The organism is Reichenbachiella faecimaris (assembly GCF_900176375.1).
Lineage (GTDB): Bacteria > Bacteroidota > Bacteroidia > Cytophagales > Cyclobacteriaceae > Reichenbachiella > Reichenbachiella faecimaris.
Map to the genome: position 1 here is coordinate 139,322 of NZ_FWYF01000005.1, position 23,029 is coordinate 162,350.

The window sequence follows — 23,029 nt, forward strand, 5'->3', positions numbered from 1 at the left end:
TTGAAATGCAGTCAAAAAACGGAATGAAAAATTTCAATAGCATAGTAGTCATGTTGCTAAGTCTATGGGCTTGTACTTCAAAGCAATCAGCAACTGATCATCAGGCGAAAGCAAGTACTAAACAACCACCGCCTCCTGAAGGAATGGTTTATATTCCTGAAGGGGCTTTTGTGATGGGCAATGAAGGAGAGGAGGCCAGTACGGTAGAAGGACCTGAATTTGCAGTGGAGCTTTCTGGGTTTTATATGGACGTGACTGAGGTGACAAATGCGCAGTTTAGAGATTTTGTAAATGCTACTGGATACCAAACTATTGCAGAACGTCCTGTAGACTGGGAAGAACTGAAAAAACAACTACCTGAAGGAGTGGAGAGGCCTGCGGACTCACTTTTGATGCCAGGTTCTCTCATATTTGCTCCAATGCCTGAAGTAGCCAATTTGTATGATATTTCTCAATGGTGGGCTTGGCAGACCGGGTCAGACTGGTTGCATCCTTATGGTTCTCAGAGCAATATAGAAGGGAAAGAGAATCATCCAGTGGTTCATATTGCTTATGAGGATGCTGAAGCCTATGCTAAGTGGGCTGGTAAAAGATTGCCAACGGAAGCAGAGTGGGAATATGCGGCACGTGGTGGTTCTCAACAGTCCTTTGCTTGGGGGGAAGAGCTGACGCCTGATGGACAGTATTTAGCCAATTTTTTCCAAGGGATCTTCCCAGGTGGTAACACCGTTCTGGATGGATTCGATAAAACAGCTCCAGTGAAAAGTTATCCTCCTAATGGCTATGGTCTCTATGATATGATTGGTAATGTATGGGAGTGGACAGCTAATTGGTATCGACCAGACAGTCATCTGTTAACTAAAAATAAGTCCATAACAGTTTGCCGCAATCCAACAGGTCCAGAATCCAGCTTTGATCCTCAAGAGCCACAAGTCCCTAAACGAGTAATCAAGGGAGGATCATTTTTATGCAGTGATCAATATTGTAGTAACTATAGACCCAGTGCCAGAATGGCCACAGCCATAGATTCAGGGCAAGAGCATCTTGGATTTAGATGTGTACGGGATGTGATTAATTGAGCCTTTGGGGTATTGGTTTTCAGTTATTAACTCTATCAATTATTGGTAGAATTTATGATAACCTAGTTCAAGACAAGACATTGATTAGAATAGTCAAGTCTCTGGTCTTCAGGGATTTTTTTTGACTCGCCTATTAGTTTATGATTGGCAATATTTTATCTTCACGATTTAATAATTGATTAAAATTAAAGTTTAGCCACAATAAAATGAAGATACTCGCCATAGGAAGAAATTATGCAAAGCATATAGAGGAGCTAAACAATGAAAGACCAGACGAGCCACTAGTTTTTAGCAAGCCAGAGACTGCCATATTGAAAAATAATGCGGCGTTCTATTATCCGGATTTTTCTAAGGACATCCACCATGAAGTAGAGATTTTAGTCAAAATTTGCAAAGTAGGAAAAAACATTGATGAGAAATTTGCTCATAAGTATTACGAAGAGATTGGTATAGGAGTAGATTTTACAGCAAGAGACTTGCAAGCCAAGGCTAAGGCCAAAGGATTGCCCTGGGATTTGGCCAAAGGGTTTAACGGATCGGCTCCAATTTCTGAGTTTGTACCAAAATCTAAATTTGATTTATCCAATCTGAACTTCAGTCTAAAAAAGGAGGGTGAAAATGTGCAAGTAGGCAATACTTTCATGATGCTATTCAGTATAGATTATATCATTTCTTATGTGTCTAAATTTTTTATGTTGAAGAAAGGAGACATCATTTTCACAGGTACTCCAGAAGGGGTAGGGCCTGTGAAAATAGGACAAAGGCTAGAAGCATTTATTGAGGACGAAAAGATGATGGATTTTGAAATTAAGTAAAATCCTTTTCCTTTTAATTATTTTAAGCTTTGAGGCTTTCACTCAAGTGGCTCCTCAGCGTGGTGATTTTATGTTTCCGGTTCGGCCGAAGCAAGAAAACTATCTGGCAGGTACCATGTCAGAACTTCGTTCCTCACATTTTCATAGTGGTTTGGATATTAAAACAAGTGGGATCACAGGCCTACCTATCTATGCTGCAGCAGATGGTTATATCCAGAGAATCAGAGTGGCTACAGGAGGGTATGGCAATGCCCTCTATTTGGTTCATCCACAAAATGGTACCGTCACGGTATACGCTCATCTTAAATCATTCAATAATGACATAGCTGACTATGTGAGAACTCAGCAGTATGCTGAAGAATCTTTTCAAGTTGATCTCTATCCAACTAAAAATCAATTTGTGTTCGAAAAGGGAGATCTAATTGCTCTTTCGGGTAATTCAGGATCTTCTTCAGGCCCTCATCTTCATTTTGAAGTAAGAAATCTTAGGCACCGTGCGTTGGATCCATTGGACTATGGATTTGACGAAATTGTTGACAGAACCCCACCAGTATTGGCATCAGTTGCCTTTATAACTATGGATGAACATGCTCGAGTAAACGGCATGTGGGGACGGGTTGAGTTTGACGTAGTAACTGATGAAAGTGGAAATGCTTCTATCGAGGAGGGTGTCTCCTTGTTTGGCAATATTGGAGTTGAGATTTATGCCTATGATAAATTTGATGGTGCCAGAAATCGTAATGGTATACGATACCAAACAATGCTGTTTGACGGTAAGCCAACTTTTACCCAAAAAATTGATCAGTTGAACTTCAGTACTCAAAGAAATATTCTGGTGCATACCAATTACAAACGATCGAGAGAAGGGGGTAGAAGGTTTAATAAGCTATATCTGGATGATGGCAACAAACTCAAATTCTACGCTACCAATGATCGTTCAGGAATACTACGAATATTTGATCCCATGGAGCATCAGATTGATATCAGACTTGAAGATGCATATGGTAATATTAATCAGGTAAATATCAAGATTAATGACAATGGCTTTGAAAGGAGCCGTGAAGCCAAACATACGTATGGTTTGGATACAAAAGGATTTGATGTTTGGGGCAATTGGCTTGAAATCGAAAGTAAAGAAGGGTACTGTGATGCAGTTTTCTATGTTTCTGGAAAACCGAAAAAGGTAGATATGGCCTACTACACAAACACAACTCATCACTTCTTATGGGATCTCCGTCACGGACTACCTGACTCAGCACAACTCTGTGAGGCAGCTTATAAATTCAATCTGGCAGGTATGGTTCCTTCTGATCAAAAGATAAAATGGGAAGGAGAGGATATTCGAGTTTCATTCCCTACTTATGCATTGTTTGATACGGCTTATATTCACTATCAAAGGCTACAAAAGCCAAATGGTCTTGAAGTATTTGAACTGGATAACCCAACGACTCCTTTGCGTCAGTTTGTCACCGTTTACCTTAAGCCCCAAGGCGTTTATGATTTTGTACAATCGGGCGTGTATGCAATAAATGGTAGAGACGAACTGAGTTATGTAGGAGGTGAGTGGGAAGGTGATGAAATGGTATTCAAAACAAGGGATTTAGTTCCTTTTACTATTGCAACTGATTCCGTTCCACCAGTCATTGTTGAAAAGTCTTCTCGTATGGGCAGAGTCAAGTTCAAGATTGAGGATGAAATGTCGGGCATTCACTCTGTACGTGCTACGCTGAACGGCCGCTGGTTGTTAATGAATCATGATGCCAAAAGTGGCTATGTTTGGTCAGACGAGACGGTTGTGGTTAAGGGGCAGTTTTCTTTAGCTGTCAAGGATAATGCGAATAATATCACACGATTTGAAGTCACCTATTAAATTTTTGGCATAATCTCTGATATGTAAGCGTGAATCATAGCTAATTAAATTGTTGAGCGTGTTTTGATATTCGATGAATAGAGATTAATTTCATGCACTTATGACAAATCATAGGTTGATGAAAAATTCTCGATTCTATTCGGGAATAGAAAACATCAAAATTTTGATTTGATCACTTCTAAAAACTATTAAATAATGAAAAGAAAAATTGGAATAGCAATAGCGGCAGTACTATATACTGGTGTAGCATTGGCCCAAAAGCCAGTGGCAAGTTTTCCTTTTGAACAATATGGCGATCATTCGTTCATAAAGGTGAAAGTCAATAATTCAGAAGAATTGGATTTTATTTTTGATACAGGAGATGGACTGACTGTTTTGAATATTGATAGAGCAAAAGAGTTAGGAATGACTTCTGGTTCGAATGCGACCACTACCAGTGCTGAAGGTACAATTAGTGGTAAGTTGGTCAAGCACAATGAACTGACAGTAGGAGGTGCTCCAGTACACAATATCAAGGTGTACGAAACATCTTTGAGTCATTTGGAGATCAGTATAGGAAGAAACATAGACGGAATTATCGGATACGATATTTTGAATAACTATGTGGTTTCCATGAACTTCGATACCAAAACAATTGAACTCTACAATCCGAAAAATTACAAATACAAAGGAACAGGGAAGTTGATGAGTATCAACCTCACTTCCTTTATTCCTCATATTGCTGGTCAGGTTACTTTGAGTAACGGAGAACAAGTGAAAGGGGAGTTTTTCATTGATACAGGAGCAAAAGCCACTGTTGATTTTAACACACCTTTTGTAGAAACTAATGGACTGGCATCAAAGGTAGGTGATAGCTACATCTATTTGGTAGCAGGTCTTGGTGATACCGAATATGAGCATCACAGAGGTAGAGTAAAATCATTTCAGTTTGAAGGGTTTTCATTTGACAATATGCCAGTTGGATTGAGTCATGCCAAACATGGAATTCAGAATCACAAGAAGATATCTGGCATCATTGGTGGCGGTTTATTGAGCAAATTCAACATTGTTTATAACTATGGTGAAAAGAAAATGTACTGGGAAGCAGCTAAGTCTTATGATGAACCGTTTCCTGTAAACGCTTCAGGTGTGGAGTTACAGCTAAGTAAGGATAAGTCTAAGGTTTTAGTGCATAAGGTATTTGATAACAGTCCTGCCTATGAGGCTGGCATCGAGGTTGACGCAAACATTGAGGCTGTAGATGGAGAAGATGCTGTAGGCCTTGGGTTAGCCAAATTGAGAGAGATATTTTCTCAAGACGGCGAAACAGTAATTGTCACTATAGACGGAGAAGAAATAGAAATGGAATTGAAAGCAATGCTATAAGTAATCGATTCAATCCAAGTGATCAATGGCTTGTAATATTTTATTACAAGCCATTTTTATTTCTTCAAATGTAATCGTAAGAGGTGGAGCAATTCGCATAGAGTTGTCACAAAATAAAAACCAATCTGTCAGTATGCCCTCTTTTAGTAATTTGTGAATAAGCTGATCCAGATATTCAAATGACTCGAATTCGACAGCCATCATCAGTCCCATACTTCGAACCTCTTTTATCTTTTTATGTTTTAAAAGTGTCAGAAAGAGTTTTTCTTTTTCTTCTACAGTCTCTATAAGCTTTTCTTCTAGAAGTACTTTCACAGTAGCTAAAGATGCGGCAGCACTTACTGGATGACCTCCAAACGTAGTAATATGTCCTAAAACAGGATCGTGCGTTAAATCATGCATGATAGACTTGGAGGAGACGAAACCACCAATGGGCATACCACCTCCCATGCCTTTGGCACAAAGTAATATGTCAGGAGATACTCCATAATGCTCGAAAGCCCAGAATTTACCTGTTCGACCAAAACCACATTGAATTTCGTCCATGATCAACAAGGCTCCTGTTTCCGTACATTTAGCTCTTAAGGACTCAAAATACTCAGAACTAGCGTGCCTGACGCCAGCTTCTCCTTGCACGGTCTCAATAATAACTGCAGCTGTATCCCTGTCAATGCAATCAATATCACTGGATTCACCAAATCGAATTTGGTGAATATCAGGCAATAGTGGTCGGAAGGGCTCCTTTAGTTTTTCGTCGCCAGCAATAGATAAAGCACCAGAAGTAGAACCATGATAGGCATTTTCAAATGAAACGATTTTACTCCTACCAGTATGTCTTTTGGCAAGTTTTAAGGCACCTTCAGTAGCCTCACTTCCTGAATTGACCAAGAAGATATTGTCAAGATGGTCAGGTAGCGTCTCAGATATGGCGTGTGCCAATTGTACCTGGGATGCGGTAACAAACTCCCCATAGACCATCACGTGCAGATGCTTGTCTAGTTGCTCCTTGATTGCTTCAATAACCTTAGGATGTCTATGGCCAATTGAGCTTACGCCAATGCCTGAAATGAGGTCGAGATAGGCCTTGTTGTCTTTATCGTACATGTACAATCCTTCCGCCTTTTCAATTTCTAGCGAAAGTGGGAATTCTGACGTTTGACCAAGGTGTTTGAGGAATAGTTGTCTGTTGTTCATAAATAAAAAAGCTGCCTAAATTTAGTATAATTCAGGCAGCTCAGCGATGTTGTTATTGTTTGTCTTATGCGTTCTTTCTTGCGATGGCTTTTTTAGCAGAGTCTACAATATTTTCTACACTTAAACCATATTTCGCCAAAAGTTCTACAGGCTTACCACTTTCACCAAATGAATCATTGACGCCAACAATCTCTAATGGTTTAGGATTAGTTCTGGCAAGGAGGGAAGCAATGCTTTCTCCAAGTCCACCTGCAATTTGGTGTTCTTCAGCTGAGACCGCACAACCCGTTTTTTCAACTGATTTTAGTATTGCCTCAGCATCTAAAGGTTTGATTGTGTGGATATTGATGATTTCTGCAGAAATGCCCTGTTCAGCCAATACTTCTTCAGCTTCTATCGCTAACCACAGCATGTGACCTGTCGCGAATATGGATACATCTGAACCTTCTACAAAATTGATGGCTTTACCAATCTCAAATTTCTGTTTGGGATCAGTGAAGATTGGCCATGCCGGACGTCCAAATCTCAAGTAGGCGGGGCCTACATGATCGACAAGCGCCAAGGTAGCAGCTTTAGTTTGATTGTAATCACATGGGTTGATTACCGTCATGTTGGGCAACATTTTCATCATGCCAATGTCTTCTAGCACCTGATGGGTAGCGCCATCTTCTCCAAGAGTTAGCCCAGCATGAGATGCACATATTTTCACATTCTTTTCAGAATAAGCAATGGATTGTCTGATCTGGTCATAAACTCTACTGGTAGAGAAGTTGGCGAATGTTCCTGTAAATGGAATTTTACCACCAATGGTCATGCCGGCAGCAATGCCCATCATATTAGCTTCTGCAATCCCTACCTGGACAAATCTTTCTGGAAATTCCTTAATGAAATCACCCATTTTCAATGAACCAATCAAGTCTGCACAAAGCGCGACTACATTTGGATTGTTTTTTCCTGCTTCTACTAGTCCAGCACCAAATCCTGATCTTGTGTCTTTTTTTTCTGTGTATGTATATTTAGTCATCTTCAGTCAAGATTTAGTAATCACCCAAGGTTTCTTCCAATTGTCCCAAGGCATTTTGTAAGTCTTCGTCATTAGGAGCAATACCGTGCCATTTATGCGTGCCTTCCATAAAGTCTACACCAGCGCCCATTTCTGTTTTCATAAGGATCAGAATGGGCTTCTCTTTTTTAGAAAGTGACTTGGCTAATTTTAGGTTAGAAACAATGTCTTCCATTTCGTTGCCATTGGCCTCGATTACTGTCCATCCAAACGCTTCCCATTTGGCTTTCAAATCACCCATGTCATTTACTTCCGAAGTAGGGCCGTCGATCTGCTGACCATTAAAGTCCACTGCAGCTATTAGGTTGTCCACCTTATTACTTGCAGCAAACATGGCTGCTTCCCAGATTTGACCCTCTTGCAATTCACCATCTCCCATGAGTGTGAATACTGTGGATTTATCTCCGTTGATTTTCTTGGTCAGTGCAGCGCCAATAGATACAGATAAGCCTTGTCCCAAAGACCCAGAAGCGATTCTGATTCCTGGAAGACCTTCTTCTGTTGCAGGATGTCCTTGAAGGCGAGCGTTAAGCTTTCTGAATGTTGCCAATTCTTTTACATCAAAGTATCCACTACGTGCCAATACACTGTAAAATACAGGTGATATATGGCCATTCGACAAGAAGAACAAATCTTCATCTTGAGCATCTGGATTGAACCCTTTGTCATGATTCATGATGTGAAAATACAAGGCGACCAGATAATCAGTACAGCCTAAAGAACCACCCGGATGACCGGATTGTGCGCCATGGACCATACGTACGATATCACGTCGGACTTGGCTTGCGATTGATTTTAATTTTTCTATGTCTGGATACTTATCCATGAGGAAAGAGATTTTTGACGCGAAGATATAATAGAAAGCAGTGACATGCCAGATGAAATGAAAAGATATCCCTAAGTTTCTGATAATCTTGACTGACCGCCTAAATAAAATGATGACAAAACACACCTCTATGTCAGTTTATATCGTTGATATAGCCCATATTTACCTTCTATTGGAGGTTAAGAAAAATTGAATTTAATATGAATTTGAAGGAATTGAAGAAGTTAGTTATTGTTGGTTTGTTGGGACTGGTTGCCTTTTCGTCGCAGGCATTTATACTCAAGGATTCAGTCACTGTATTGCAACCCGCTCAAAAGCACGCGATGGAAATTGGGTTGACCATGGATATTTTGAATAGATATCATTATCTCAAAATCGACATGAACGATTCCTTGTCGGCTGTCATTTTTGAGAATTTCTTGGCTTCCCTAGATGATAATAAAGCTTACTTTACCAAAGCTGATATAGACTATTTCACTAAATATAAATATCAGTTGGACGATGATCTTAAGGCTCGAAATGTAGATGTTGCTTTTCAGATTTTTAGAATATTTAGAGAAAGAGCTGATGCACGAATCACATACATTCAAACCTTGATAGACGAAGGTTTCGACTTTACAAAAGAAGAGTCTATAGCACTTGATAATGAAAATTTGGCCTGGGCCACATCAGATACAGAAATCAACGAACGATGGAGAAAGATCATAAAAAGCCAGGCACTGAGTTTGAAGTTGTCAGGAAAGGATGATGATGGAGTCAAAGAAACTTTAACCAAAAGGTATCAACGCTATCAAAAAGGCATCAATCAATACAATTCTGATGATGTATTTCAATTTTTCATGAATGCAGTTGCGGAGACTTATGATCCGCATACCAATTATTTTTCGCCCATTTCATCAGAAAACTTTAATATCAATATGAACCTTTCTTTAGAAGGAATAGGCGCGCGATTGACACAAAGTATGGATTATACAGTAATCAATGAAGTGATTGCAGGTGGGCCAGCTTACAAATCCAAGCAATTACAAAAGGATGATAAAATTATAGGCGTAGCCCAGGGCGATGAAGATTATGTAGATGTGATAGGGTGGAGACTTCAAGACGTCGTTCAGCTTATTCGTGGACCCAAAGGAAGTACAGTAAGGCTCCAATACTTAAAAAGAGGAGAGGAAGCTTTGATCAATGAAGTGATCTTGATTAGAGAAAAGATTAATCTGGAAGACGAATCTGCCAAAGCTGAGATGATTCCAATATCTAAAGGAAATAGAGTGTACAACTTGGGTGTGATCACCATTCCTAATTTTTATATGAACTTTGAAGATGCAAGAAATGGCGTGCCCGATTATCGTAGTGTATCTCGTGATGTGGAAAAATTGATCAAAGACCTGCAATCCCAAAATGTAGATGGTATCATGATTGATCTCAGATATAATGGTGGAGGGGCATTGCCTGAAGCTATAAATCTAACGGGTTTGTTTATCGACCAGGGCCCTGTAGTACAGGTAAAACATAGCAACAATCAAATTGAAGTTCAAAAGAACAGCAATGGTGGTGTTGTTTATGATGGCCCTTTGGCGGTATTGGTTAATCGTTTCTCAGCATCTGCTTCAGAGATTTTCAGTGCTGCTATTCAGGATTATGAACGAGGTGTGATTATTGGCGAAACTACCTTTGGTAAGGGGACTGTGCAGCAGATGGCTGGGTTCAACAGGTATTACCCGAATTACCCGGAAAAAATGGGCAACCTGAAATTCACTTTATCAAAGTACTACAGAGTATCTGGTAGCAGTACGCAAAATATAGGTGTAACCCCTGATATAGAATTTCCTTCGGCATTTGATGCTGAGGAGTTTGGCGAGAGCTCAAGACCCAATGCCTTGAAATGGGATCAGATTCCAACTTCGTACTACAAACCGACTCATTCGATTTCAGCACAAATCATTGACAATCTCAGGACGCTATACAATGAGGATTTGAAGACAGATATAGATTTGAAAAACCTGACAGAGGATATTGCTAAAATGAAAGCTAATCAAGAACGAAATGAACTTTCTTTAAATCTAGATGAGAGACAAAACGAGCAAAATAAAAACGAGGAGGAAAGCGACATACAGAAAAAACTTTCTGAGTCTGCGGGTAAAATCTATCAGGAATACTCCACATCTGAGGAGGATCAAAAGAAGCTTCGTGAAGACCCCTATCTGAAAGAAGGTCTTCGTTTGTTAGCAGAGTTGATTAAATAATATCTAAATCAGTGAGTTCTACGTCTCTTTGGATTGGATTGGCCGCTTTGCTTGGCCTGTATTTATTGTACAATATCTTCTTCGTCCTCCTACATGAAAAAATACTTTTTCAAAGTGACGAGGTGTCGGATGATTACGAGTTTTCCTTTACTTTTCAGCATGAAGAAATTTTATTAAGCCCAAGTGAAAACGTTCGCCTTCATGGTCTGCTTCTGAAAAGTGATTCGTCTAATGGCTTGGTACTTTATTTTCATGGCAACAGAGGCCATTTGGGAAGATGGGGACGAATTGCTGATGAAATCAGAACACGTCATGGATATGACGTGCTGGCCATGGACTATCGTGGATATGGTAAAAGTAGAGGAGAACGAAGTGAACCACTACTATATCAGGATGCTGAATTGGTCTATGACTATGCTCAAGAACTTGGTTACGACCATATAATAATCTATGGAAGATCCCTAGGAACAGCTATTGCTACTCACTTGGCTGCAAAACGTAAGGCCTCTCACTTGATTTTGGAAACACCAATGACGACTCTTCGAGAAGTAATACCAACGCTAAATTTCCTTTTGTTATACAAATCAGGGCTGAAGTATGAATTCAATTCACTCTCACGAATAGATCGAATTTCTTGTCCAATAACCATATTTCATGGCATGGAGGATGCCGTGGTGCCTTACGAATTGGGACATAAGCTATATGTCGAAGCGAGTCATTCAGATAAAAAAATAATCACCATAAAAGAAGGTAAACACAATAATTTGGATACTTTTGACATTTATCAGCAAGCTATGGAACGAATTTTGAATTAATGCCAAAAGGTTTCATTGGCTCTTGCTTAGAATGAATATACGAATAGTAGTGCTTCTTTTTTTGATGACAGTGAGCTTTAGACTAAAAGCTCAGGATGTTACAGTTTACAACAGCCCACACAATTTAGACAATACCATTTCAAAACTTTATTTCAGTATTGATAAGAACGGGTTCTCCTATGTCAATACCCAAGAATACAAATCCAATCCCAGAGGTTTGGAAGATGGATTTAAAGGTCGAATTCAGGTCATCAGCTTTGAGACAGATGATGTGGTGAGGTTAGCTGCTTGCGAACCCGCAGCACTGCTTGATGTTCCATTCAAAATTTTAGTTTGGGAAGAGGGAGATGATACCTTTATCGCCTTTACAAATGCAATGAACCTGAAACACAGGTATGTGATTCGCAATTGTGACGAGGTGATTCATGAGATCAACAAGGCACTCATTCGAATTGTGAATGATGCGATTCGCACACATTGATCAACCCTTTGTGTTTCCCAATCTATTTTCTCAAACTGAAGTCGAAATGCTGCACATTGTCTGATTAATTTCATTTATTTGCCAAGTCAGTATTTAATCAAAAAAGAAGCGTGGCCGTTACCTATCAGGACATCCTCAATAATCTCAAGAACAACCAATATGCTCCTGTTTACTTTTTGCAGGGTGAGGAGTCTTTTTTTATAGATGAGGTGATCAAACATATCGAAAAACACGCCATGGAAGAGAGCTTACGTAGCTTTAATCAGGTAGTCGTGTATGGTAAAGATGCAGATATTCCAAACATACTAAATCATGCCAAAGGCTTCCCAATGATGGCCGAAAGAAAGGTTGTGATTGTGAAGGAAGCTCAAGAGATCGCCGGGTTTAGTAAAGAGGAGAATGAAAAGATGCTGCTCCACTATATGGAAAACCCTCAGCCTTCTACTGTATTGGTATTTGGCTACAAGTACAAAACACTTGATAAGAGAAAAAAACTAGGCAAGACCATAGATCAGAAAGCAGTTTTAATGACCGCTACTAAGTTCTATGATAATCAAATTCCTTCCTGGGTAGAATCATTTGTCAAATCCAGAAACAGACAGATCGACCAGAAGGCACTACAGCTTATCGTAGAGCATATTGGTAACAACTTGACTAGAATTGCCAATGAAATAGACAAAATGTTGATCAACATTGGGGAAGAGCCAAAAATTATGGCTGAGCATGTCTATAAAAACATTGGCATCAGCAAAGAGTACAATGTTTTTGAATTACAAAAAGCATTGTCATTCAGAAATGTAATGAAGGCTAATGAGATCATTACTTACTTCAAGTCTGACCCAAAGTCAAATCCTATCATTCCGATAGTCGCCAATTTGTTTTCCTTTTTCAATAAATTATTGTTGCTGCATCATGCGAAAGACAAGTCTGAAAAGCATTTGGCGTCGTTGTTGGGAGTGCATCCTTTTTTTGTCAAAGAATATATAATGGCAGCCAAGAATTACCCGTTAGCTAAAGTAGTTTCTAATGTAAGACATCTGAAAATTGCTGATATGAAATCTAAAGGGATTGATTATCCAAGTCAGCCTGAAGGAGAGATCCTGAAGGAATTGATTTTTAATCTGATCCATTGAAGACATTGAATTAATTTTAATACTTCCATCTTTTAGACGTTATACCTAAATCCACCTGTTAAAAGAACTAAAAAATTCCATTTTGAATTCATCTAATCTTCAGCGACTCCATTTCGGTTTTTTCTTCGCATGTACAATATTTTTGTTAGGGGCAGTTGAATCAGTAGCTCAGCCCGTTTTGAATCTACAGGCTCGATTTAATCACGCCAGAGACCTCTATGAAAGAGGTGCTTACAAGGCCGCCAGAGCTGAATTTTCAAATACATTAGAGGATCCCTACTTGGCTGAGTCCAATTATTTCATGGCATCTTGTGCTATTCGTGCCGAACAGACGGATGGTGAGCAGTTGATGACCCAATTTGTGGATGCTTATCCTTATCATGTTTATGCACAAAGTGCCTATCTGGATATGGCTGATTTCTATTTTGGCAAAGGAAGATATAAGGAAGCACTTGATAACTATAATAAATCTGATGGCTACCTGAGTCCAGCAATCATTTTCAACAAGGGCTATTGCCAGTTTCATTTGGATCAAAATGAAAAAGCGCTGGAGACTTTTAAAAAACTGGATGGGAGTTTTTCCCCTTATCAAAATGATGCGGCCTACTTCAGGGGATATATCTACCATAGTCGTGAGGATTTCGAGACTTCATATACTTATTTGAAAGAGGCATTTGAATCTGAAAGGTATCGCAAACCTGCTATGGAACTGTTTGTCAGCACACTTTATCAAAATGGTGAATATCAGGAGGTGATCAACTTAGTTGAGACCGAATTGACTCCAGTAGACAATGGAGTGGTGTTGAATTTTTTGGCTGATTCACAGTATGCATTAGAAAAGTATAGATCTGCTGCTAGTAGCTACAAGGATTTATTCAAATCGTATGGTAAGCACAGGAATGAAAGAAATTATTTTAGAGCAGGCTATAGCAGTTTCAAAATTGAAAACAAGGATGATGCGATTGAGTATCTGAAAAGGTCTGCTGTAGCTGACGATAGCGTGGGGGCCTATGCCTCGTATTACCTAGGGGTGATTTACACTGAGCATAAGAATTGGCCATTTGCCATTACATCATTTGAGAATACGGCCAAGTATCCTACAGTCATTAGAGAAGATGCTTTATATCATCAGGCTCGTAGCCAAATGGAAGTGCCTAATTATCAGCGATCGATCGAAATATTGAATGAATACATGACGAGTTATAAAGCAGGTAGATTTTATACTGAAGTAAAGGAAATGTTGGGTGCCGCTTATGCACAGACCAACAACTATGATTTAGCGATCAGACATATAGAAGAGCTTGATCGATTGACTCCTCAGCTGAAGGAAACCTATCAAAGAGTGTCCTTTCTCAAAGGAGTGGCCTTGTTTAATGATAAGAAGTTCAATTTGGCGTCGGAGGTTTTTCAAAAGTCATTGATTCATGACGTAGATGCCGGAATCACTCAACAAACATATTATTGGGTTGGAGAAGCCAAATCATTGCTTGACCAGCATGATGAAGCCCTATTTTATTACAAAAGTGTAAACCGTGTGCCTAGCATTGAGGTTTATCTAAAAGCTATTTATGGTAAAGCCTATGCACAGTACAATCTCAAAGATTACGTGAATGCAGCACAGTCTTTCAAGCAATTTGAATCCCAGTATTCGTCTGATTTGAATAAAAAGTACCTGGCGGATGCTTTGCTAAGAATGGGAGATTGCCAGTTTGCATTGAAAGAATACCAGAAAGGAATTGATTATTATGCGAAAGCAGAAAAAGCAGGGAATAAAAACAAAGACCACATCTACTTTCAAATAGGCTTGCTCAACAGATATTTGGATAAGGATGCCATGGCTAAGCAATATTTCAATCGATTGATCAAAGAATTGCCAGAATCACAAAAGGCGGATCACGCTTATTTTCAAATCGCTCAAATCGATTTTGAAGAAGGAAAAAGCAAGCAGTCAATGGAGGCTTATCGAATGTTTATAATCAAATACCCATCTAGTAGCTTCATTCCATTTGCTTTGCTGAATCAGGCAGTTGCCTTTGACAATGAGGGGCAATCTGAGTCAAGCATTTCAAACTACAAGGAAATTTTAGATCGATTCCCAAGACATCAAACGGCCAATAGCGCACTGTTGGGTCTGCAGGATAAGAATGCGAATGGACAATTTGATGAGTTTGACGAATACTTGCGTAAATACAAGCAAGCCAATCCGAATAGTGAAGCATTGGAAAATATAGAATTCGAATCTGCAAGAGCAAATTATTATAGCCAAAAGTATGAATTGGCCATTCGCGCCTTGGAAGATTTTGTTCTGTCCTATCCTAAGAGTAGTTTGATCCAGGAATCTCAGTATTTAATAGCAGATGCCTATTTTAGGCAAGGTCATTTAGATAAATCATTGCAGTATTTTAGAAAAGTAGAAAATGATCAGGATTTTTCGAAGTACTCGAAAGTTCTGTATCGACTGGCTGATATAGAGAGTATGGAAGGTAATCTGGAGAAAAGTAATGCTTATTACTATCAACTGGCTCAGGTGTCACGTTCATCCAGAAATGTGATCAATGTCCATACAGGACTAATGGAAAATTACTTTAAGGACGCTCAATACGACTCTGCCATTCATCATGGTAATGCATTGTTGGATAACCCTCGGACAGGTGTACTGGCAAGTGCTCAGGCCAATTTGATTATAGGCAAATCGCTATACGAAAACGATAAGTTGGAATCTGCACTACAGAACTTACTGCCATTGGTGAGTAACTCACCAGATGAAAGAGGAGCAGAGGCTTATTATTACATCAGTAAAATTTATTATGATCAGGCCAAATATGACCGTGCGCTAGAAAGTCTTTTTGTGTTGACAAATAATTTTCAGAATTATGACCTTTGGTTGAATCAGGCATATCTACTCATGGCGGATATTTATATAGAAACCAACGAGTTGTTTCAGGCCAAGGCAACACTCAACTCACTGATTGATAATTCTTCTTTGGATGAAGTAGTGGCAGTGGCCAAAATGAAACTGAAGCAAATAGAAGAGACCGTTGACTCAAATGAATAAGAAAAGAAAAATGAAAATTGGACTTCGAAATGTGGTAGTTGTTTGGGGAATGCTTTTGCTTGGTTTTTCAGCACTGGCACAAACAGACTATAATGTAGACGGTGAGGTACAAGACGCTGAGATTATTATCGAAAAGGAACGAAAGATAGAACTCAATAAAGAGTACAAATTGTATGAGTTTATAAAATGGAAACCAGAACGAACCACACCAGCAAGCAAGCCCAGTGAGTTTAAGTGGTATGTTTATGATGTCGCCAATGAACCCATGCAATTCGAGCCTGCAAAAGCCACAATTAAGCAAAAGGACAGGAGCTATCAGCACTATGGGAAGGCTGGGTTCGGTAATTATGCTTCACCCATCTTAGACGTGAGTTTGACATCAGTTGATGATCCCAATCAAATGGTAGGGATAAACATCAAGCATGAATCATTTGAGACAGGAGCTGTGGATGATGATAATAGTGGAGCAGCTGCTACAGAAGTGAATTTATATGGTGTCCTGCTACGTGAAACAATCAAACTAGAGTCAGCTCTGAACTATAGTTTGGAGAAGAATTATTATTACGGTTATCCTGCTGGCACTGCTGTGAATAAAGGAGACATCAAGCATAGTGGGAATTTTTTGAATTTCAATCTTGAAGGTTCTGACAGTAGGCTTGATGATGTATGGGGAGTCAAAGCAGGCTTCAATTTCCGTCATTACAGTGATAACTTTAATGCCAATGAAAATACTTTCTCTTTTGATATAAGCGGAAGCTATACCGAAAACATTTTTTTGGAAACAGAAGTAAGACTCTCGCAATACAAGGATACAGGAATTGACGAGTCCAGATCTTACTTCAGACTCAATCCATACTATAGATTGCGCATTGATGAGTTGAAGTTAGATGTCGGGTTGTCTTTTAGTATTCAGAATGATGACTTGCCTGATCTAAGCTCTAACAAAATATTCCCTTACGCAAGAGCAAGTTATCCACTCACGCCAGATTATACAGTTTTTGCCCAGCTGGACGGAGGGTATACTTTCAATTCGCTGTATGACTTTGCTTCAGAAGTTGGTGTGCTGAATCAATCTGTAGGTGTGGCTAATTCAGAACGGTTATTTGATCTGTCAGGAGGAATTGCTGGTAATCCAATGGAAAAACTCAGTTTAGAAGCTTGTGTTAGTTTTCAGTCCGTAAAATATTTGCCAATTATGGTGAATAGCATTGCAGATCTATCAAGAATAGACATGTCATTTGAGCAGGAAGTATCTAATATTCTCACATTTGGTGCAACTGGCCAGTATGAAATCAATGAATCTCACGAGGTTTCTGTAGGATTAAATCTATACAGTTATCATTCTAAGGGATATGATCAAATATATCATCGTCCAACATCAGTAATCCAGATTTCGGGTGATCATCAATTTGTCCCAAAACTAAACGTAAATTGGAATTTTACTTTTATGCGTGGAATTGTAGGATTGGATCAAAATTTGACTGATTTTGATGTGAAATTGGATGCTATTTCAAAATTAGATGTATCACTGCATTATCAACTGAAGGAAGCTTGGGGGATATTCTTATCTGGTGAGAATCTGATCAACAAAAACTATTCGAGATATCTCTACTATCCTCAGCGTGGGATTCAGATCAAAGCAGGGGTAACTTTCAGACTCTGATTTTTAGCAGGTTCTTAGCTGCTCTTTTGCTTGACTTTTGCTAGCTTTTTTAGTTAATTGTGTCATCAGCAATTAGGGAAAGTTATGAAAAAAGGGTTATTCACTATAGTGAACTGTTTCATTGGGCTTGTACTTTTTGCCCAAGACTTCACTGATAACGGTAAAAATCTTAGTACCGTTTGTCCTGCAGAATCTTGTATTCACATTTCATTTAATTCTACTATCTATTTTCCTTTTGAAGAAGACAGAGTATGGGAAATCAGGAATATGGAAGTAGCCACTAAATTCAATGGGAATTTCTTGGCTACAGGTGATTTGTATGTTTATGGTAAAGATACAGCTGCTATTCTTAGTTTAGATTTAGTTTTCTATGCTGATGACGATTCAGAAGTGTATCGCATGTCCAAATCGGATTTTGAATTTTATAATGAACCCGCATCTGCAGAGCCCATCATTTTTGTTGGCAAGATGAGCCAAGAAGAGGCAGAGCTCGTAAGGTATGTAGATTTGGAAATCAAGGATAGTAAAAGATTGCCATATTATGAGATAGATTCAGATTGCTACCATGCCTGTAAGGAGCATAAACTGAAAGAAGCCATTAAGGATTTTAAAAAATCTAAATAAGTTAGATTCTAGCCTGATAGGTATAGAGATCATAGTATCTGCCTTCTTTTGCAATCAATTTATCATGGGTTCCAGATTCGGCAATCTGACCTTGCTCTATTACTAAGATTTGATCTGCTTGTTTGATCGTACTCAATCTGTGAGCGATTACAAATGTGGTTCTTCCTTTCATTAATGTTTTTAAACTTTCTTGAATGAAGGACTCGCTTTCAGTATCCAAATTGGAAGTGGCTTCATCCAGTATCAATACCCTTGGGTCAGCAAGTACTGCTCTGGCTATCGCAATTCTTTGACGCTGACCACCTGATAACTTGACTCCGCGCTCACCAATCAAAGTATCTAACCCATCTTCAAATCGATCAGTAAATTCCTGTACATGTGCGGCTTTGACGGCTTGTAGCAATTGTTCTTCTGTGGCGTCAGGGCGAGGGAATAATATATTCTGACGAATGGTTCCTTCAAACAAAAAATCATCTTGAAGTACAACACCGAGTTGGTTTCTATAGCTGTTGAGTGTGACTGTAGATAAGTCTACATCATCGACCAGGATTTTTCCAGACTGTGGACTGATGAAGGAGGCCACTAGCCCGGCAATAGTCGATTTTCCAGACCCAGATGTGCCAACTAGCGCTGTCACCGAGCCTGGCTCAGCTTTGAAGGATATTTCTTTGATTACATTTTTTTCTTCATCATAAGCGAAACTTACTTGGTCAAAAGTAACAGAACCATTAATTCTTTCCATTTCACTCACGCGATTTGGGTTTTCGGATTCAGTCGCCATGGACATGATTTCCTCTGTACGGTCTAGTCCGGCAAATGCCTCTGTCATTTGACTGCCTATGTTACTCATCTGCACAATTGGAGCGATCATAAATCCCAGGTATAGAGTGAAAGATAAAAATTCTCCAAAAGTCAAATCATCATTGATAATCATGTATCCACCAATACCCATAATACCCGCAGTTGCCAATCCTAAAAGGAAGGTGGCCGAACTTGTCACTAAGGCAGTAGATGTCAAGCTCTTTTTTACATTTTCGTATAAACGAAGCGCACCTGATTCAAAGGTCTCTATTTCCTGCTCTTCTGCATTGAAGCCTTTGATGACTCTAATACCGTTCAGTGTCTCAGTGAGACGGCCTGTTACTTCAGCATTGATTTTACCTCGGTTTCTGAATATGGGTCGGATATAGCCAAACGCCTTCAGGGAGATCACACCAAAAATGATCACAGGTACTAAAACATAGAGTGTCATCAATGGACTAATTCTTATTAATAGTATTAAAGACAAAATAGCTGCCAGAGAGCCACCAAACAATTGTACCAGACCAGTACCAACCAAATTCCGAACACCTTCCACATCACTCATGATTCGAGAGACCAGCGATCCGCTCTTGTTTTCATCAAAGAAGTTGATCGGAAGCTGAATGATTTGTTTTTGGACCTTTACCCGTAATTGAGCAATCAAGTGCTGAGCTTCTACACTGAGAAGTCTGGTCAAAGCAAAACTGGTAGTAGCTTGTATGACAATGGCTCCAACAACTACGGCGAGCAAGGTTTTGAGCATTTCAAAATCCTTGTTGCTGATGACATCATCTATAAGAATCTGACTGGCCCAAGGTAATACCAAACTAGCCAGTCTGCTTACAATGATTAATACCAGACCAATTAGTAATAAATTTTTCCTTGGAAGAACAATGGTTTTGAAAACGTGGCCTAAAGAGGCTTTAGATTTACTCATAAGATGGGGCAATAAAAATATTCTAATCTATTACGGCAATTTGCCAAAATAGATTAGAATATCTGAGTAAGTCTGTTAGAAAATTTAATTCATGAGCATGAGTCCAACTGAAGCATTGATCGTTTGACTGATAAGTTTTCGCCTCATAAAATTAGTCATGGATACTAGTAGGAGGTAAGTATCAGTGTTCTTTATTCTTCTATGACCACAGCCATCCATTTTGAGTCTGGACTGATGGAAAGGCGCGAAGCTTCCGATAAGTTGAACGAATCCATGTTTGCAACTAGTTTCCAGCTTTGATCTGTCGTAGGGTTGAACTTGTAGATTTTTTGTTTGTTGCTTATAAATGCAGTACCATCTGGTGACCAGGTCATATCTTCAGCTTCCTTTATGCATTCAGTAATGTAGGTCACTTTGTCCGTAGAGGGATCGTAGCTGTTTACATACCAAATGTCATCTGACTCCTTATGGATAAAACTGATCGTTTTTTGGTTTGGTATTCGACTGAGTGATCTGCCTGGGTTCATCATGATGATTTTAAACTGAGCATTTCGTGTATTCCATTCCTGTAGGGAAGGGGGTGAGCCTAAAACGAATGAGAACACGGTTTTCTTATCATACCAGCAGTAGTAGCCAATTTTTTGTTTAGAAGGGATGATTTTGGGTTCGCCACCTTTTAGTGGGTATTTAGCTAATACCTGACTTCCATCTTTAGCCAGAATTATAGCGGAAATATACTTGCCATCTGGTGTTGGTTTTGGAGAGAATTCACTGCCTGGAGTATTAGTTAGTCTTACTTTTTCTTTGGTAACAAAATTGAACTTCACTATATCTGTTTGATTGTCAAACGTAGCGGCATACACCATCTCTTCACTATTTAGAAATGCAGGTTGATTGTCATAGCCTGGATTACTGGATATATTCGTTGGATTGGCTAGTTTGTATAAGCCATTTTCTTGTGAGAGTTCAAACAAATAGACCTCAGATGCTGACTGTGCTGATCCAGCTGAAAATTTGGCTAAAAGCATGATTACCAATAGTCTGGTGGCAATAATTCTACTCATAGATTAAAAGTACAAATATTATTTTGTTTTCAAATGCTATTTGGATTTAACTGCTAAAATTGCGCCCGTTAGGACAGCAAATGCGCTTATAAATCCAGGGATAGAAAGCACATCCGCCGCTATCCAGCCAACCTCCAAATAGGCTAATGCAGTCATTACAAAAATTGTAATCAGAGGATTCAACGTAATTATAATTCCCACTTTGTTTGCATCAGCATACTTAAATGCCTCACCCAAAAAGCTATAGGCTAAGAGCGTATTCAGACCTAAAAACAACATCAGACACCACATCCCTATACTCATTTGAAAAATACTTTGGTAATCAACCAAAGGAGCCAAAGCAAATGCGGAAAAAAGGAAAAGAATAAAATTAATTGCTCTCACAGGATACGAGCGAACAAGTACTTTTTGGCAGACCGCATAAACTACCCAGCAAAGTGCAGCAAGCAAGACGTAGAACGAACCGCTGTTATACATAGATTTCCCACTGGCAGAAGTATGGTCTAATTGATTGAGATAGAAAAAATAAAAACCAATAAGTGCGACGACAATACCGACCAGCTGGCGTTTGGTAATCTTTTCTTTAAAAAACACAATACCAATAATCCCTAATAGAAGGGGAGCCGACTGAATGATGATCTGAGCATTGTTAGGTCCAGTGAGTTGGATGCCAGTGATATAGCCAATGTAATTGAGAGAGAGACCAGTTGCAGCTACTAGAGCCAGCCAGGGAAACTTTTTGAGCGTGGAAAATTCCTCTGGTTTTTTCATTTTGATGAAACCAAATATTATGATACTGGCGAACGAAAATCTAAACCAAGATACTGTGATAGGATCGATTTGGGTAACTGCTACCTTGAGAGCTATGGCCAAAAAACCCCACAACAAGGCTGTAAGGCAGGCGAAAATAAGTCCCCTTTTCTGATTATTGGATGAATCTGACATGTAAATAATTGATTGGGCAAGATACGATTATATCATGATTTCCATTTCTATATCACATCTTTCATAAACAGATTTTTCGCCAAAATGTTGACCAGATTTAAAACCCAGACTTTTATACAAATTGATAGCTGGCGATAGTTTTTTATTGGACTCCAAAATAACCTTTGCAGCACCCAGTTCTTTTGCTTTTTCTAAAACCGAAAGGCCTAATTTTTTCCCGATTTGTAATCCTTGACATTTCTCTGTGACAGCCATTTTGACCAATTCATACACCTCTTCGCTAATTTTCATCAATGCACTTGTGCCAACAATTTCGTCTTTGTATTTCGCTAATTTGATGGCTCCACCCGATTTTATAATATACTTATCTGGGTCTTCTAGTGTTCTTCTGTCTTCATCTTCCAGCTTAAAGTATTTTTCAATCCACTCCACATTAAGCCTAAGAAAATCTTTGGCGTACTTGGGCTCATAATCTATGATTTCAATCTGACTCATCAGTCGTGCCTTGCGATGTGCTTGTACTCTTTCAAGCATAGGTGTTTGTTCAAAATCATCCTCGCACTGTTCTAGTGCGCAGAGGATGTTGTGAGTGTGTTGGTTGATCATTTCGTTTAATGCATTGGATATATCAGACCAAATAGATTCTATTCCAGGAAGCAAATTCCTACCTTTTTTTGAAAGTTTTAGATTTCTTTTCCGAGCATCCTTGGTGCTGGCGATACTTTCTATCAAACCATTCTTTTCAAGCTCTTTCACCAGTTGACTTACTGATGGGTGTTTGAATCCAATGGCGTCAGCTATGTCCGTGACTGTGATCGAGGTGGCTTGAGAGATGGTGTAGTACACTGGAAACCACTTGGGTTCGAAATCTATTTTGTTGGCGGCATATATCTTTTTGCCATCCTTCATGATTTCATCACTGAGCCTTTTCAGACGACTGCCTAGGGCTAATTCTCCAAGTTGCTTAACTGTATCCATAATTAAAAGTAAATAAAAACGTAGTTAACTACGTAAAATAAAATATTTAAGTTTTAAAACGAGGGATTTTTAAAAGGA

At 39.1% G+C, this 23,029-nt stretch carries 18 protein-coding genes; 11 read left to right on the plus strand and 7 right to left on the minus strand.

Annotated features, from left to right (window positions below; all coding sequences use genetic code 11):
* Positions 1-23 precede the first annotated feature (23 nt).
* The 4 genes from B9A58_RS19465 to B9A58_RS19480 all read left to right on the plus strand — a co-directional run bounded on the left by B9A58_RS19465 (position 24) and on the right by B9A58_RS19480 (position 5,129).
* Positions 24-1,079 (plus strand): formylglycine-generating enzyme family protein, encoded by a 1,056-nt coding sequence (locus B9A58_RS19465; RefSeq protein WP_221407886.1) that lies wholly within the window; start codon positions 24-26, stop codon positions 1,077-1,079.
* Between the two features lie 206 nt (positions 1,080-1,285).
* Positions 1,286-1,894, plus strand: a complete 609-nt coding sequence (locus B9A58_RS19470; protein WP_084374564.1) for a fumarylacetoacetate hydrolase family protein — start codon at positions 1,286-1,288, stop codon at positions 1,892-1,894.
* Positions 1,881-3,764: a M23 family metallopeptidase gene (locus tag B9A58_RS19475; RefSeq protein ID WP_084374566.1), complete on the plus strand. Its 1,884-nt coding sequence runs from the start codon at positions 1,881-1,883 to the stop codon at positions 3,762-3,764. The genes B9A58_RS19470 and B9A58_RS19475 overlap by 14 nt, the downstream gene beginning before the upstream one ends.
* 195 nt (positions 3,765-3,959) lie before the next feature.
* Positions 3,960-5,129 carry an aspartyl protease family protein gene (locus B9A58_RS19480; RefSeq protein WP_084374567.1) on the plus strand — a complete coding sequence of 390 codons (1,170 nt, stop codon included), beginning with the start codon at positions 3,960-3,962 and terminating at the stop codon, positions 5,127-5,129.
* A 9-nt stretch (positions 5,130-5,138) separates the two neighbouring features.
* Here the strand turns inward: B9A58_RS19480 and B9A58_RS19485 are convergent, their stop codons facing one another.
* The 3 genes from B9A58_RS19485 to B9A58_RS19495 form a co-directional block, all read right to left on the minus strand.
* Positions 5,139-6,323: an aspartate aminotransferase family protein gene (locus B9A58_RS19485; protein ID WP_084374568.1), complete on the minus strand. Its 1,185-nt coding sequence runs from the start codon at positions 6,321-6,323 to the stop codon at positions 5,139-5,141.
* 64 nt (positions 6,324-6,387) lie between these two features.
* Positions 6,388-7,347 carry a transketolase family protein gene (locus tag B9A58_RS19490; RefSeq protein WP_084374569.1) on the minus strand — a complete coding sequence of 320 codons (960 nt, stop codon included), beginning with the start codon at positions 7,345-7,347 and terminating at the stop codon, positions 6,388-6,390.
* A 13-nt stretch (positions 7,348-7,360) separates the two neighbouring features.
* Positions 7,361-8,212, minus strand: a complete 852-nt coding sequence (locus tag B9A58_RS19495) for a transketolase (RefSeq protein ID WP_084374571.1) — start codon at positions 8,210-8,212, stop codon at positions 7,361-7,363.
* A gap of 200 nt (positions 8,213-8,412) precedes the next feature.
* Between B9A58_RS19495 and B9A58_RS19500 the strand changes: the two genes are divergently transcribed.
* From B9A58_RS19500 to B9A58_RS19530, 7 genes are all read left to right on the plus strand, one after another.
* The gene (locus tag B9A58_RS19500) at positions 8,413-10,455 is read left to right on the plus strand and encodes a carboxy terminal-processing peptidase (protein WP_245827121.1); all 2,043 of its coding nucleotides are present in this window, start codon (positions 8,413-8,415) and stop codon (positions 10,453-10,455) included.
* An 11-nt stretch (positions 10,456-10,466) separates the two neighbouring features.
* Positions 10,467-11,270, plus strand: coding sequence for an alpha/beta hydrolase (locus B9A58_RS19505; protein ID WP_176214853.1), 804 nt, complete (start codon positions 10,467-10,469; stop codon positions 11,268-11,270).
* 31 nt (positions 11,271-11,301) lie between these two features.
* Positions 11,302-11,751: a DUF302 domain-containing protein gene (locus tag B9A58_RS19510; protein ID WP_084374573.1), complete on the plus strand. Its 450-nt coding sequence runs from the start codon at positions 11,302-11,304 to the stop codon at positions 11,749-11,751.
* Between the two features lie 110 nt (positions 11,752-11,861).
* Positions 11,862-12,884, plus strand: a complete 1,023-nt coding sequence (gene holA, locus B9A58_RS19515) for a DNA polymerase III subunit delta (protein WP_084374574.1) — start codon at positions 11,862-11,864, stop codon at positions 12,882-12,884.
* Positions 12,885-12,966: 82 nt separating this feature from the next.
* Positions 12,967-15,939: a tetratricopeptide repeat protein gene (locus B9A58_RS19520; protein WP_139793990.1), complete on the plus strand. Its 2,973-nt coding sequence runs from the start codon at positions 12,967-12,969 to the stop codon at positions 15,937-15,939.
* Positions 15,932-17,602 carry a TonB-dependent receptor gene (locus B9A58_RS19525; protein WP_084374577.1) on the plus strand — a complete coding sequence of 557 codons (1,671 nt, stop codon included), beginning with the start codon at positions 15,932-15,934 and terminating at the stop codon, positions 17,600-17,602. The genes B9A58_RS19520 and B9A58_RS19525 overlap by 8 nt, the downstream gene beginning before the upstream one ends.
* Positions 17,603-17,686: 84 nt before the next feature.
* A complete protein-coding gene (locus B9A58_RS19530; RefSeq protein ID WP_084374578.1) occupies positions 17,687-18,226 on the plus strand; it encodes a hypothetical protein in 540 nt (179 codons plus the stop codon).
* 1 nt (position 18,227) lies between these two features.
* On the opposite strand, the gene B9A58_RS19535 is transcribed toward B9A58_RS19530, so the two are convergent.
* From B9A58_RS19535 to B9A58_RS19550, 4 genes are all read right to left on the minus strand, one after another.
* Positions 18,228-19,964 carry an ABC transporter ATP-binding protein gene (locus tag B9A58_RS19535; RefSeq protein ID WP_084374579.1) on the minus strand — a complete coding sequence of 579 codons (1,737 nt, stop codon included), beginning with the start codon at positions 19,962-19,964 and terminating at the stop codon, positions 18,228-18,230.
* Positions 19,965-20,155: 191 nt separating this feature from the next.
* Positions 20,156-21,028 (minus strand): TolB-like translocation protein, encoded by an 873-nt coding sequence (locus B9A58_RS19540; protein ID WP_084374580.1) that lies wholly within the window; start codon positions 21,026-21,028, stop codon positions 20,156-20,158.
* A gap of 36 nt (positions 21,029-21,064) precedes the next feature.
* Complete coding sequence (locus B9A58_RS19545; RefSeq protein WP_084374582.1) at positions 21,065-21,973, minus strand: DMT family transporter; 909 nt, start codon at positions 21,971-21,973, stop codon at positions 21,065-21,067.
* Positions 21,974-22,000: 27 nt separating this feature from the next.
* A complete protein-coding gene (locus B9A58_RS19550; RefSeq protein ID WP_084374583.1) occupies positions 22,001-22,951 on the minus strand; it encodes a bifunctional helix-turn-helix transcriptional regulator/GNAT family N-acetyltransferase in 951 nt (316 codons plus the stop codon).
* Positions 22,952-23,029 lie beyond the last annotated feature (78 nt).